The organism is Flavobacterium sp. B167r, assembly GCF_056824315.1.
Window position 1 is genome coordinate 3311165 of the sequence record NZ_CP124859.1, and the last position, 13484, is coordinate 3324648.

Annotated in this window: 12 protein-coding genes and 1 pseudogene; 4 read left to right on the plus strand and 9 right to left on the minus strand. The window is 33.4% G+C overall.

Annotated elements, in window-relative coordinates:
- Positions 1–114: 114 nt before the first annotated feature.
- From QLQ96_RS14835 to QLQ96_RS14860, 6 genes are all read right to left on the minus strand, one after another.
- Positions 115–1464 (minus strand): DUF3526 domain-containing protein, encoded by a 1350-nt coding sequence (locus QLQ96_RS14835; RefSeq protein ID WP_482491383.1) that lies wholly within the window; start codon positions 1462–1464, stop codon positions 115–117.
- Between the two features lies 1 nt (position 1465).
- On the minus strand, positions 1466–2917 hold the full coding sequence (locus QLQ96_RS14840) for an ABC transporter permease (protein ID WP_482491384.1): 1452 nt from the start codon (positions 2915–2917) through the stop codon (positions 1466–1468).
- A 5-nt stretch (positions 2918–2922) separates the two neighbouring features.
- A complete protein-coding gene (locus QLQ96_RS14845; protein ID WP_482491385.1) occupies positions 2923–5376 on the minus strand; it encodes a TonB-dependent siderophore receptor in 2454 nt (817 codons plus the stop codon).
- 1 nt (position 5377) lies between these two features.
- Positions 5378–6073 carry an ABC transporter ATP-binding protein gene (locus tag QLQ96_RS14850; protein WP_482491386.1) on the minus strand — a complete coding sequence of 232 codons (696 nt, stop codon included), beginning with the start codon at positions 6071–6073 and terminating at the stop codon, positions 5378–5380.
- A 238-nt stretch (positions 6074–6311) separates the two neighbouring features.
- Positions 6312–6662, minus strand: a complete 351-nt coding sequence (locus tag QLQ96_RS14855; RefSeq protein ID WP_482491387.1) for a hypothetical protein — start codon at positions 6660–6662, stop codon at positions 6312–6314.
- 150 nt (positions 6663–6812) lie between these two features.
- Positions 6813–7244, minus strand: coding sequence for a DUF1810 domain-containing protein (locus QLQ96_RS14860; RefSeq protein ID WP_482491388.1), 432 nt, complete (start codon positions 7242–7244; stop codon positions 6813–6815).
- A gap of 361 nt (positions 7245–7605) precedes the next feature.
- Between QLQ96_RS14860 and QLQ96_RS14865 the strand changes: the two genes are divergently transcribed.
- Entirely contained in the window at positions 7606–8355 is a 750-nt protein-coding gene (locus QLQ96_RS14865) for a 4-hydroxy-tetrahydrodipicolinate reductase (RefSeq protein WP_482491389.1), read from the plus strand.
- A gap of 284 nt (positions 8356–8639) precedes the next feature.
- Here QLQ96_RS14865 and QLQ96_RS14870 read toward each other — a convergent pair.
- Positions 8640–8956, minus strand: a pseudogene (locus QLQ96_RS14870) (4Fe-4S dicluster domain-containing protein); the annotation flags it as partial.
- Between the two features lie 141 nt (positions 8957–9097).
- On the opposite strand from QLQ96_RS14870, the gene QLQ96_RS14875 reads away from it, so the two are divergent.
- Positions 9098–9538 carry a MarR family winged helix-turn-helix transcriptional regulator gene (locus QLQ96_RS14875; protein WP_482491390.1) on the plus strand — a complete coding sequence of 147 codons (441 nt, stop codon included), beginning with the start codon at positions 9098–9100 and terminating at the stop codon, positions 9536–9538.
- A gap of 2 nt (positions 9539–9540) precedes the next feature.
- Positions 9541–10872 (plus strand): S41 family peptidase, encoded by a 1332-nt coding sequence (locus tag QLQ96_RS14880; RefSeq protein ID WP_482491391.1) that lies wholly within the window; start codon positions 9541–9543, stop codon positions 10870–10872.
- A 58-nt stretch (positions 10873–10930) separates the two neighbouring features.
- Here QLQ96_RS14880 and QLQ96_RS14885 read toward each other — a convergent pair whose 3' ends face one another.
- Entirely contained in the window at positions 10931–11311 is a 381-nt protein-coding gene (locus QLQ96_RS14885) for a winged helix-turn-helix transcriptional regulator (RefSeq protein WP_482491392.1), read from the minus strand.
- A 108-nt stretch (positions 11312–11419) separates the two neighbouring features.
- Between QLQ96_RS14885 and QLQ96_RS14890 the strand changes: the two genes are divergently transcribed.
- Positions 11420–12031, plus strand: coding sequence for an FMN-dependent NADH-azoreductase (locus QLQ96_RS14890; RefSeq protein WP_482491393.1), 612 nt, complete (start codon positions 11420–11422; stop codon positions 12029–12031).
- Positions 12032–12090: 59 nt separating this feature from the next.
- Here QLQ96_RS14890 and QLQ96_RS14895 read toward each other — a convergent pair whose 3' ends face one another.
- Positions 12091–13368, minus strand: a complete 1278-nt coding sequence (locus tag QLQ96_RS14895) for an acetyl-CoA C-acetyltransferase (protein ID WP_482491394.1) — start codon at positions 13366–13368, stop codon at positions 12091–12093.
- Positions 13369–13484: the final 116 nt, after the last annotated feature.

Sequence of the window (13484 nt, forward strand, 5' to 3'; positions counted from 1 at the left end):
CACTCAAGTTTTTTCATGTACTAAACTTAATAAAAACACAAAGTCCGCAAAGCTTTATCTAAAAACCTTTGCGAACTTTGCGTAATTATTCGCGTCTTTGCGGTTAAAAAAGCCTTAAATAATAACTTTTCTATTAAAATTTCGCCATCCAAAACCAATCAATAAAAGACTAAAAAGCAGTAACGGTAAAAATGCTTTTGTAAAACTTGTTTCAGAGTTGTCTTTGAAAGTTTCTACTTTAAAGTCTTCCCATTTTTGTTGATCTACAGCCGCATTGTCGAATATTTTTGGGTAAAAATGAAGACGCAGTTTTTCGTGAAATTTTGTTGTTTCTTTTAAAAATAAAAGCTGGTTTCGCAAATCAGATTTTGCAATTTCGTTTAACTGAATTTGTGTATGAAGCGTTGGAATAAACTGTGCAATTAATTCACCTGCACGGTTTCGCTGTTCTAATTTCGATTCTAATTCTTTTGATTGAACTGCCGATTCGTCATCTCCCATTTGCTGCATCGCGTAATACCAAAGCCAACTGAATTCTTCATCAGGAAGCACATAATTTTTAAACTGCGGATAGTGTTTGTAGAATTTATCCAGTGTTTCCTGTTTATCCATATCCCATTTTTCATGGTAAGCATTTCGTTGCGTAAGCGTTAATTCTAAAGCCTCAGGAACTTTATATTTGTTGATGATATACGTATTGATTGCGGCAGGAAGAATGATTATTAAGAACAGCCAGATTGTCAATAAAATAACAGCATTGAAGTTTGAATTTTTCTGAAGTGAAACAATGAAAAAACAAACCGCAAACCAAAACAAAATGTACAAAACTGACAACCCGTAAAATACAAAAAACGATTTATCGAGCGGAATTTGTAAAAACAAAACAGCAACCAAAAGAATTAAAGTTAAAAGCGCGATTAAACTTAAAATTCTAACATAGAACAGTTTTAAGATGTATAAAAAAGTATTCGGACTTTGCACTGCAACAATCTTCCAAGTTCCAGATTCTTTTTCTTCAGAAATAATATTATACGAAAAAGCAATAATCAAAAGTGGAAATAAGTACAATAACACAAAACTAAAATCGATATTTCCTGATAAAAGATTACTCGGATTATTGAGTTCAGAATCGTATTTCTGACCTTCTAAACCGCGAATTGTAACATTTTGGATGGAAGGATTTACATCGCGCTGTCCGATTGCTAAACTGTTAATAGGTAACGTATTGTTGACCAATGAAAACTTAATGTAGTAGAGTAGCAGCCCAATTTCATCTTTATGAAAAGCAGCATTTCTGGCAATATGTTCTTTTTGGTAAACAGTTGCTTCAGTAATATTATTTTGTTGTTTTTCCTGAAATTGATGACCAATTAAAAGGCTTATAAAACCAATAATCAATAAAAAAAGTAATCCAATTTTGGTACCTTTTGAGCGTATAAAATTTTTAAATAAGAGTGCAAACATGTTAAATGGCTTTTAGATTTTTAGCAGCAATTCTGATCAAAACAAACAATAGAATTATCCACAAAAGAATAGAAATGACAGAAGCAATTTCGGTTTTTAAAACGTCATTGATTCCTTTTGGTTCATAATGAAATTCTTCAAGATCGGCCCAGTGCTCTTTTCCAATTTTTAAAGGTTTATCGTTTGGTCCAGGCTTTTTATTGCTGATATATTTTACTTGCAAAGCGTTCATTTTCTGCGCCATATCGTAACGGTAAACTTCAGCTTGTTTCTGAAAATCGATGTAAGAATCATAATCCGTATTGGATAATCCCATCGATAAGTTTTTCATGGCGATATAAGGATTCAAAAAAGAAACTGCCTTAGAAAAACTGTTTTGTTTGGCATAAATTTTCAGCAAATCTTCCAAATGCCTATTATAAATATTCGAACTGATTCTTTCACCTTCGGTCATAATAAATCCAGAATAATTGAAAGGGAGTTTTTGTACAGAATCGACTTTATAAACTCTTAATAAAGAATCTTTTATTGCTTTATAATGTAAATCATTTGGATTGTGGCTGTCGCCTTGCTTTAAAATATCGTTTTCAATATTGCTGGTAAACTGAATTTTAGATGGCGCTTCGTACAAATAAGCTCCAATTGCCTGCGTTGTTCTTGGCAAAATAATTGTCAAAATCAACCAGATTCCAATTAAAGTAACCAAAGCTTTTTTTGAAGTTTTGCTTGACGCCGAAACCAAAACGGAAACCACACAAAAGAACATTAGATAAATAAAGTGAAATGCTATAAATAAAAGCATTTTGATCATTTCATCTGACGGAATTGAAAAATTCTGAAGCGTTGACCAGATTAAAACCAATACAATAATAGTTGGAATAAAAAGAAGCATAACCACGCTTGCAACACCCAGAATTTTGCCCCATAAAAGCTGTTTCCAATTAATTCCTTGGCTTAAAAGGATTTTTAAAGTTCCGTTTTCTCTTTCGTAAGCAACAGAATTAAATCCGATAAAAAAGATTAGTAAAGGCAGTAAAATCTGCAAAACCATAGCAATGCTTATTTCGCCAAAACGAAGCATGCTGTTTGAAAAACCAGCTTCAGAAAAATTGGCTGTGTTTTGTTTATGCGCTTCTAAGAAAATGGCATTTCCAAAAAACGGTTCCATTCCAAATTCAAAAACGCTCAACGATGTACTTTTTCTAAAAGCAAAATTGCCGTAATGCGCCATTCTATGCGGATTTTTATCTGGATTTTTCAACCAGTCTTCACGAGATTCATGTTGATATTTTTCGCTAGTTTCGTTCTGGCTTCTATAATTGTCCCAGCCTGAAAAAGCTGCAAATAAAAGCAACACACCAATAAAAAATGTAATAATATAGAGTGCCGAATTTTTAAAAACAGAATTTCTAAAATGTCTGGCTATAAGGAGTTCTGTATGTAATAATTTCATATAAATTAAAATTTATAAGTTACGGTCAGGCTTGCATTCCTAGGACTTCCAGGAAATAAACGCAAATAATTCTGTGCGCCAAGCCAATAGGTTTTGTTTAATAAATTGCCTGCATTTAGAGCAATTTGCACATTGCTTTTGTCGGGTTTGTAAAACAAAGCCGCATCAAAAATGGTAAAATCAGGAAGTGTAAAATCTCTTGTAAACCAAGGCACTTTACTGCTTTGGTATTGAATTCCAAATCCAACTCCGAGATCTTTTAAAGCAGAATCGGGAGCAAAGTTGTAACGCGTCCATAAATTGGCGCTATTTTTTGGCGTATTTTGTTTTCTTGCACCAATTAATGCCGGATTACTGTCTTTTGTAATTTCAGCATCGATATAACTGTATGAAGCATTAATTTGCCAGTCTGGCGTTATATAACCCGCTAAATCGCATTCAAAACCACGGCTTCTTTCAGCACCTCTTGTTACTAACAAATCAGGATTTGCAGGATCATTTGCATTCATTAAAATATTACGCTGATTGATTTCGTAAACGGCAGCATTAAAAGTCATGGTGTTGTTTAAAAAAGTGGTTTTTACTCCGACTTCTTTCAAATCGCTTTCTAAAGGATCAAACAGACTTCCGCCTGGTAAAGAACCTGTTTGAGGCATTAATGTTACTGTATTAGATTGCGGCTGATAGCCTTCTAGATATGTTGTATAAACATTTATCGCACTATTTACGGCATAAGTGATCCCGATTCTTGGCAATAAAGCTGATTTTTTAACCGTCAGTTCATTATTGGTTTCATAATTCGTAATATCTTCAAACCATTCGTTTCTCAAACCCAATAAAAAAGTAAACTTATCCCATTGAATCTGATCTTGAATGTAAATCGCATTGGTAGTCGTTAATGCTGATGGCAGTGCCGTTCTTACATTCAAAGTATAATCTTCAGGACTTGTAATTTTATAGACAGGATTATTTAAATTAAAATAATCGACATTCGGTTTAGGCAAAACAACACCATCAATCGTAACTGTTTGATAGTTTGAGGCATTCGCCAAAACAAAAGTGCTGGCAACCGTTCCGTCATTCAATAAATAACCTCTTCCTGCATTTTGTCCGCCGCCTTTATTTTTATTCCAGCTGCTTAAATCGTAACCTGTCAATAATTTATGATTCAGTTTTCCTGTTTTTAAATCAAAATTCAAATAAGCGCTTAAATTGTCAATATCCCAATTTTGCTGACGCTGTACAAACTGCATCATGGCAAGACTTGTAACAGGCTGATTGTTCATATCTACCGCAAAACCATTTGTGGTTCTGTGTTCCTGAAGATCTTCTGTCCAAGTTTGCTTCATGTACGATGCATTAAAACCAATTTTAGAGTTGAATTTATGTGCAAAATTGGTCATCAAAATCATTTCTTTCGACTTGAAAAAATCACCAGGCGCGCCAAGATTCAAACTTATCGGAGTTTTATTCAGATTAGTTTTCCCTGCGACTGCACCAAAAATAGGCTGTCCGCGATCTAAAACTCCTGCCATGTCGCTCAAAATCAGTTCCGTATTAATTGCCGTTTTTTCATTTGGGATATAACTGAAAGAAGGCGAGATCAAAAATGATTTATTATTGACTAAGTCACGAAACGATTTTGCCTGCTGATACGCACCATTTACACGATATAAAAGCGTTTTAGATTCATTTAAAGGGCCTGTAAAATCAAGGGTTCCGCGCAAAGTGCTGAAACTGCCAACGCTCATGCTGATTTCTTTTCGGTCAACTGCCAAAGGTTTTTTGGTCACCATATTAATGCTTCCGCCTGGATCAACAGAAGAAAATGTAGCGCTTGACGGACCTTTTATCACTTCAATACGTTCAATATTGCTTGTTAAAGGCTGTAGAAAATAATACTGGCGTGTTCGCATTCCGTTAATAATCTGTCCTTCTTCATTTTGGCTAATGCCACGAATCGTGTACTGGTTGTAATAACTCGCCGGAATTACGCCACTAGACATTTTCACTGCATCAGCAAGATAAAAAGCGCCTTTATCAGCAATTAATTCTTTGGTTATCGTTGAAATAGATTGCGGAATATCTTTGTTTAAAGTGGCAGTTTTAGTTGCGGCAAAGGAATAATCGCTATTGTATTTTTTTGTCGAACGCCCCACGATTTCAACTGTCTGCAATTCGTTTCGGTCAATTTCGAGTTGAATTGTCATAAAATCAGAATTTGATTTCAACTGCATGGTTTTGTATCCAACAGCCGAAACTTTTATTGTTCCCTGACCTTCGAGATTAAAATTTCCGCTAGTATCTGTACTGGTTTCTTTATCAGAATTTAATAATTGTACAGATGCCCCAATAATGGTTTCTTTTGAATTGCTATCGATAACTTTTCCTTTTATTTCCTGCGATTGCACTTGATTGGCTAGTCCGATAAAAAATAGGATTGAAAATATATTTTTCATCTTAAACAGTCTGTAAATACAAATCCTCTAGTTCATTAGCCGAAATTTTATCAGCTTCAATAACCGTAACTAAATTTCCCTGTTTCATTATTCCAATATGTGAAGCCACTTCTCTGGCTCTGAAAATATCGTGAGTTGCCATTAAAATCGCCGTTCCGTCTGCCGAAAGCTCTTTTAAAATTTGCGAAAACTCATTAGAAGCTTTTGGATCTAAACCGCTTGTAGGCTCATCTAATAACAGCACTTTTGCTTTTTTTGCCACTGCAATTGCAATTCCTACTTTTTGGCGCATTCCTTTAGAATAGCCCCCCAAATTTTGATTATGTGCTTTTACTTGCAATCCCGCTTTTTCTAAAAAATAAGTTAGCTCGCCATCAGAATATTTGAATCCTGCTAATGACGAAAAGAATTTAAGATTTTCTAAACCAGTAAGATTTGGATATAGCATTACTGTTTCAGGGATATAAGCAATATGTTTTTTGGTTTCCTGATTGTTTTCGATTACTGAAATATTATTAATTTCTAATTCTCCTGAGGTTGGTTCAATAAATCCTAAGAATAAATTAATGGTAGTAGTTTTTCCGGCGCCATTCTGCCCTAATAGAGCAAAGATTTCACCTTCTTTTACTGTTAAATTTAAGGCATTCAAAGCCGTATGGTCGCCATATTTTTTGGTAAGATTTGTTGCTGTAAGCATAGAATTATTTGTTGATAAAATTAATTTTAAAAAAATAGATATAGAAATATCAGCCTTTTGATAATATTTAAAAGCTTGATTATTAGGTTTTTTTGTTGAGGAATCACTGCGATAAATAAGGATGTTTTTGATTTGGAGCTAAAAAAGAACTGAATCAAAAAACTGTAATGTAAATTTTCCTTTTACTCCATTAGAACAAATAGAGTAAAGGCTTTTAATTTAGAAAAAAGTGCAGCAATTAAAAGAATGCAGGAGGTGCGCGCAGTGCAAAAAGACTGCCTTTGAAAAATGTTGAAATTCCTTCAAAATATAAGAATTTATAAGAAGGTTCAACAACGGTTTTGTAAAATGTAAAGGTTGGGAATGCGTTTGGAATAAACGTACTAAAAGCAAAATGACAAATATGGCAATTTGCATCGACCGAGTGGCTGTGCGTTATTTCTTTTTGGCCAGGAGTATATTTATGGTCACAATGTTTTTCTGCCGATTGCTTTAAGATATGCTCATAGGAGTGAACCGTCTGAAACAGCATGGCAAACAATACTGCAAAAGACATCAGGAAATTTACTGCTGTAATCTTCTTTTTCATTCCGAGGTATTTCTGCTGGATATTTAAAGGTTTAATTATCAAATAAATAAACGCAACAGCGTTGCAAATATAGATATCTTATTTAGAAATGCTGTTATATCATCCTAATTTTTTGGATAACCTGTAAGTTTGCAAAGTGATTCTTACTTCTTATAAATTGCTGTACAGTAATTGCAACGTATGAAAATCGGAAGAACCTTCAAAATATTTGTGTAGGACTTCTTGAAAAACAGGTTCTGAATTTTGAACACTGGCAAATAAAGTCATACACGATTGAAGTTTTTCGATATCAAGACTTTCGAAAATATCAGAAACATTTTCTTCTTTTTTAATCAATTCTGAAGTTATTTCTACAAGATGTTTTCCTAAAATTGGATGCTCCAGAAAAGCGATTGCTTCGTCGGCATTTTTGATTTCGTAAAATTTTGAATTATCACTTGAACCCATTCCTTGTATCTGCGGAAAAATAAACCACATCCAAGGAGATTCTTTTTTACCATTTTTAATTTCGTCCAGAGCCGTTAAATACAATTTGTTTTGAGCATCTAGAAAACGAAGTAATCCATTGTTATTGTAAGCCATTATTTACGATATTTATTTGGGGATATCAGGTCATAAAACTAGTCAAAATATGTTTACTTGTATGTCATCAAATCTTTTTTTTAAAGTCATTTTATAACATTTTAAACAGAATAATTTAAAACAGCGGTTAGTCGTAAAATTCAATCTCTAATTTTAATATTAACAGATAAAATAGTACTAATTGAATTCTTTATTGTTATAAAATCAAGTTTTTGTTGGTAATTCTGTTATGATTTTTCTATTTTTATCAAAAGACGGTTTACAGCGGTCTTTAAAAATAAAATTAGGATTGATATTGAATACTTTACAATATCAATATTTTCAACTGGGCACGCTTCGCCCATTAAAAAAATAAATGCTTATGAAAATAGGATTAATCGGATTCGGAAAAACTGGAAAATCAGTAGCTTCAATACTATTAGAAAATGAAAAATTCAGCCTTGAATGGGTTTTAAGACAAAGTAATGTTTTAGAGCACAGATCAGTTCCTGAGTTTTTTGGAATCCAGTCAGATGAACCCGGCTTAATCTATTCAAGCTCTCATACCTCTGTTGAAGAATTGTTAGAAAAACATCCAGTAGATGTCATAATCGATTTTTCTTCCAATGAAGGAATTTATACGTATGGAGAAACAGCTGCAAAATACAAAGTGAAAATTATTTCGGCAATTTCACATTACAAGGAAAAAGAATTAAAATTACTCCAGAAGCTGGCAGAGAAAACTACTGTATTTTGGTCGCCAAATATTACATTGGGAGTTAACTATTTGTTGTTTGCAGCAAAATTTTTGAAGAAAATTGCACCTTGGGTCGACATTGAAGTTAACGAAGAGCACTTTAAAACCAAAGAGGGAACGTCTGGAACAGCAGTAAAAATTGCTGAAGCGCTAGATATTGACAAAGAAGATATTAATGTTGTTAGGGCAGGAGGAATTGTTGGGAAACATGAGGTTATTTTTGGTTTTCCTTTTCAAACGGTGCGTTTAATACACGAATCGATTTCGAGAGAAGCTTTCGGAAACGGTGTTGTTTTTGTAGCCGAAAATATAAAAGAGAAAGAAAAGGGACTTTATAATTTTGAAGATATTCTTACTCCATATTTTACAGTTTGATTCTAAGATTCTAAGATACTAAGATGCTAAGTTTTTTAGTTTGTCTTCCTGAGCGAAGTCGAAGGATCTTAGTTTGAAGATTTGAAAACAAATTAATATATTTTTAAAATTTTTCCGCCACAAATTCACGGATTTTACCAAAAATCAGTGTAATTCAGCGCACCTTATCAAGCACAGATTATAAAAATAATTCGTGAATTCGTGGCTAAAAAAAAGTTTGAAATATTTGCAGAAAATTACAGTATTCAGATTAAAATTAAATCTGCGAGAAACAAAAAATTAAATTATTTTCTAAGCAAAACTGCTTTACTATACTCATAATTCATTTTTGCAATCGAAATAACAGAAATACCTTGCGACATTCGATTTCGCAGGCTCTTGTGTCGGAGCAATTTCCAAAACCTTCTTCATCCATTTGTTTAACCATTGAAATAGCACGTTTAGAAGCTTCTACTTTTCCTTGTGGCAATAATGCGAAATGCGTTATTTTGGCACTGACAAACAAAGGCGCACGGGCATTTTTGCACGAAGCAATGCAAACTCCGCATCCAATGCAGGCGGCGGCATCGAATCCGGTTTCGGCAGTTTCATACGAAATCGGGCTAAACGATAGACATTCGCTTCACTTATAAATAAAATTATTAATTCTTGATTTTCACGACTTTTTTGATTTTTATAAATTAAAAATATTTGATATATCAATTAAATAATTATATTTGATATATCAAATAAATTAACTGAAATGAGAAAGAAAACGCCAACAGGCACAGTACTTTATACTGTTGAACAAACAATAAAGGAATACAGGAAAATTTGTCAGAAGAATATTCAAAAGATAGTTAAAGATATTACAGTTGATCAATGTTTGGTATTAATTATTCTTAATGACAATTCAAATATTTCTCAAATAGAGATGGCAAGACTCATTTTTAAAGACAATGCTTCTGTTACCAGAATTATTGAGTTAATGGTTAAAAAAGATTATCTCGTAAGAGAAGAGAATGAATTAGATAAAAGGAAATCAAAGCTCGTTATAACTGAAAAAGGTTTGGATACAATAGGTTTGCTGACTCCTGTGTTTAATTTAAATCGGAAAAAGGCACTTGATGGTTTGTCTGCAGAAGAAATTGAACAGCTTGATCAAATTCTTCAAAAAATTATTTCAAATTGTAAAACTTCATAAAAATGATAAAACATATTGCACTAGTATTATTCGTCTTTTCGATTGGTTTGAATTCGCAGAATATAACAGCTCAAAAGAAAGAAAATAATTTGTCCGACTTAAGTAAAAAGCAGATTATAGATTCATTATCCAAGAAGCTAGAAGAATTTTATATAAAACCAAAAGCAATTGGGGAAATAGCTAAAAAGCTGAATGAAAATTTAAAAAAAGGAATCTATAAAAATATTTTGCTTCCAAATGAATTTGCTTCAAAGCTTAGTGCAGATTTAATAGAAGTAAGTAAGGATCTGCATTTTAGAGTTATGTACGACCCAGCTTGGGCAGAAAGCCAGCAGAGAATCAAAGAAAAAGAGACGCAGGAAAAGATTAAAGCAGAAGAATTAATTGAAGCCAAAAAGAATAATTTCGGTTTTCTGCAAGCTAAAATTCTGGAAGGAAATATTGGTTATTTAGAGTTTAATTATTTTGAAGATCCTGCAATTGCAAGTGAAACTGCTGCTTCAGTAATGCAATTTCTTAATAATACAGATGCATTAATTATTGATTTGTGTAAAAATAATGGCGGCGCTATGGAAATGGGACAATTCATTAGCAGTTATTTTTTCTCAAACAAAGAATTACCACTTTATAAATACTATTATTTTGAAGAAAACAGAAAGAAAATAGAAAGAGAAATGTGGCTTTTACCATCAGTTCCTGGAAAACGATTAGATGCAGTTCCTATCTATATTTTAACAAGCGGTGGCACTTTTTCTGCTGCCGAATGGATGAGTTATTCTCTTCAAAATTTAAAACGCGTTACTATTGTAGGCGAAAAAACGGCTGGAGGTGCTCATCCTATCACTAGAACGCTATTGGCTGATGGCTTTTCTGTTAATATTCCGTTTGGAGAGGTCAAAGACCCAATTACCAATTCGGACTTTGAAGGAAAAGGGGTTACGCCCGATGTATTGTGTAAAAGTGAAGAAGCGATAAATACTGCTCATTTATTAGCATTGAAAAATTTGTCGCAACAAAATAAAGATGCTCTAAATAATCTCGATTGGTTTGCCCCAGTTGTCAAAAACAGGCAGAAACCTTTTGTTGTTAATAGTGAGCTTTTAAAATCTTATGTGGGTAAATTTGGAAAGTCTGAATTGGTACTTGAAAACAATAATCTTTATTTTAAATGGAACAATATAATTACACTTTTATTGACGCCACTAGAGTCTGATTTATTTATGGTTGATGGAACTGATGATTATCGCATAAAAATTGTACTCGAAAATAACTCAGTTACTGCAATCAAAAGAATCTATCGTGATGGGCAGGAAAGAATCTATAACAAAGATTAAGTTTCGAAGTCTTTAAAAGCATAAAAAACTCCAAGCGCTATAAGCTTGGAGTTTTTTTTTATTTACCTATAATTTCTTTTCGATGCAATGTTCCCCAATCTTTTAAGGCAATAATTACATTCGTAAGCGATTTGCTGTGTTCAGTTCTCGAATATTCTACTGTTGGCGGAAAAGTATCGTAAACTGTTCGTAAAACCAATTTATTGATTTCTAGATCTTTTAATTCTTTAGAAAGCATTTTATCAGTAATTCCGTTGATGACCTTTGAAATTTCTTTAAATCGTTTCGGGCGATCAGAAAGAGCAATTAAAATAGGAAGTTTCCATCTTCCGCTCAAGATTTCTAATGCATCTCTTACAGGAAGCAATGCCGCCATGCATTCTTGTGGTTTGTGAGCTTTTTCTATTATTTCGCTCATTGTGTCCGTTGTTGTTTCCATGTTTTTCTTGTTACTATCTTCGAGGATAGCGCTATCCTCAAGGATAGTACTATAAAAGAGATAGTAAATGTAAATAAGTTTGTATTGTAAAACAAATAATATACAATTATGAGCCAAAAGATTCTACAAATACTAACAAGTACAAATGGAGAAAATTCATTTAGCAATCAATTATCTAATGCTGTCATTGAAAAGCTGAAAACAGTAAACCCAAACACTACAGTGCAAACATTAGATCTTTCTAAAACACCTTTGCCATATTTAACAGGCTCTCATATTAGTGCCGTTTATTCGCCAGCTGAAACACATTCTGAGGAACAAAAGTTAGCGCTTAAATATTCAGATGAGGCCATTCAAAATTTATTGGAGGCAGATAGTATTGTGATTGGAGTGCCTTTATACAACTTCGGAATTCCAGCTGTTTTAAAAGGATGGATTGACCAGGTTGCTAGAGCAGGCAAGACTTTCAGTTATGCTGACGGTTCGCCAAAAGGATTGGTAAATAATAAAAAAGTGTATTTGTCAATTGCATCTGGCGCAATATTTTCTGAAGGACCATATAAAAGTTATGATTTTTCAGAATCGTATTTGCGTGCCGTTTTGGGCTTTTTAGGAATGACAGATGTAACCACATTTAGAGTAGAAGGAACAGCAATTCCTGATTTTGCAGAAAATGCGCTGCCGAAAGCTTTGTCTTCGGTTGAAGAGTTTGCTTTTTAATTAAAAAAAATCGTTGTCAAAGTTTTATACTTTGACAACGATAAATTATAGCTGATTAATTATTTTTCAATTATCATCGTTACGCCCTGTCCGCCAGCGGCACAAATCGAAATCAATCCTTTTCCTGAACCTTTTTCGTTCAATAATTTTGCCATTACACCAATAAGTCTTCCGCCAGTTGCCGCAAATGGATGCGCAGCGGCTAAACTGCTTCCTTTTACATTCAGTTTATTTCGATCTATTGCGCCTAAGGTTTTCTTCAAACCAATTTCGGCACTCAATTCTGGACTTTCCCAGATTTTTAAAGTAGCTAAAGTTTGAGCAGCAAAAGCTTCGTGAATTTCATAATAATCAAAATCTTGCAGGTTTAATTCTGCTTTTTCCAACATTCTTGAAGCAGCAAATAAAGGAGCCAACAAAAGATTCTGCTGATTTTTAACGTATTCAATCGCAGCAATTTCAGCAAAAGTGATGTAAGCCAAAATAGGAAGTCCTTGCTCTTTTGCCCATTCTTCGCTAGCCAAAAGAACGCAAGACGCGCCGTCAGTTAATGGTGTTGAGTTTCCTGCAGTTAATGTTCCGTTTACTTTATCGAAAGCAGGTTTTAATTTAGCCAATTTCTCAATTGTACTGTCTTTTCTCAGATTATTGTCTGTTTTTAATCCGTTGAAAGGCGTAATCATATCATCGAAAAAGCCTTCATCATATGCTTTAGCCATATTCAAATGACTTCTTAAGGCAAACTGATCTTGATCTTCACGAGATATTTTATAATATTTTGCTGTGATTTCAGTATGTCCGCCCATTGAAAGACCCGTTTGAGATTCTTCATTTCGAGGAACTAAAGGAGATAAATCTTTCGGACGAAGCTTTAAAAAAGTTTTAATTTTTCCGCCTAATGATTTTGCTTGTCTTGCTTCTAAGAGAATTTTTCGAAGTTTCTCACTAACAGCAATTGGCATATCGCTGATAGAATCTACACCGCCAGCAATTCCAGAATCAATTTGTCCAAGGGCAATTTTATTAGCAATATAAATAGCGCTTTCAATTCCGGTATCGCACGCTTGCTGTAAATCGCATGCGGGAGTTGCAGGATCTAGACTGGTTTTCATGACACATTCGCGAATTAAATTATTGTCATAAGTATGTTTAATTACAGCACCTCCAGCAACTTCACCTAATAATTTTCCTTTCAAATTGTATTTATCAATAAGACCATTGAGCGCTGCGGTCATCATATCCGTGTTTCCAACATTAGAATATGCAGTATTAGCTCTTGCAAAAGGAATTCTATTATAGCCCACAATAGCTACTTTTCTTATTGTATTTGATTTCATATCAGGAACTTATTTGTTTTTGGGTTTGTAAATTTTGAAGTATAAAGATAGAAATAGATTTTGGTTTCAAACTTAATGCAGATTAATATTATCAGGAAATAATAGTGAAATTGTGT

Coding starts and splice junctions, on each gene's coding strand:
- QLQ96_RS14890 (WP_482491393.1), top strand. CDS start 11,420: ATGAGCCAAAAGATTCTACAAATACTAACAAGTACAAATGGAGAAAAT.
- QLQ96_RS14845 (WP_482491385.1), bottom strand. CDS start 5,376: ATGAAAAATATATTTTCAATCCTATTTTTTATCGGACTAGCCAATCAA.
- QLQ96_RS14865 (WP_482491389.1), top strand. CDS start 7,606: ATGAAAATAGGATTAATCGGATTCGGAAAAACTGGAAAATCAGTAGCT.
- QLQ96_RS14885 (WP_482491392.1), bottom strand. CDS start 11,311: ATGGAAACAACAACGGACACAATGAGCGAAATAATAGAAAAAGCTCAC.
- QLQ96_RS14855 (WP_482491387.1), bottom strand. CDS start 6,662: ATGAAAAAGAAGATTACAGCAGTAAATTTCCTGATGTCTTTTGCAGTA.
- QLQ96_RS14850 (WP_482491386.1), bottom strand. CDS start 6,073: ATGCTTACAGCAACAAATCTTACCAAAAAATATGGCGACCATACGGCT.
- QLQ96_RS14860 (WP_482491388.1), bottom strand. CDS start 7,244: ATGGCTTACAATAACAATGGATTACTTCGTTTTCTAGATGCTCAAAAC.
- QLQ96_RS14875 (WP_482491390.1), top strand. CDS start 9,098: ATGAGAAAGAAAACGCCAACAGGCACAGTACTTTATACTGTTGAACAA.
- QLQ96_RS14835 (WP_482491383.1), bottom strand. CDS start 1,464: ATGTTTGCACTCTTATTTAAAAATTTTATACGCTCAAAAGGTACCAAA.
- QLQ96_RS14880 (WP_482491391.1), top strand. CDS start 9,541: ATGATAAAACATATTGCACTAGTATTATTCGTCTTTTCGATTGGTTTG.
- QLQ96_RS14895 (WP_482491394.1), bottom strand. CDS start 13,368: ATGAAATCAAATACAATAAGAAAAGTAGCTATTGTGGGCTATAATAGA.
- QLQ96_RS14840 (WP_482491384.1), bottom strand. CDS start 2,917: ATGAAATTATTACATACAGAACTCCTTATAGCCAGACATTTTAGAAAT.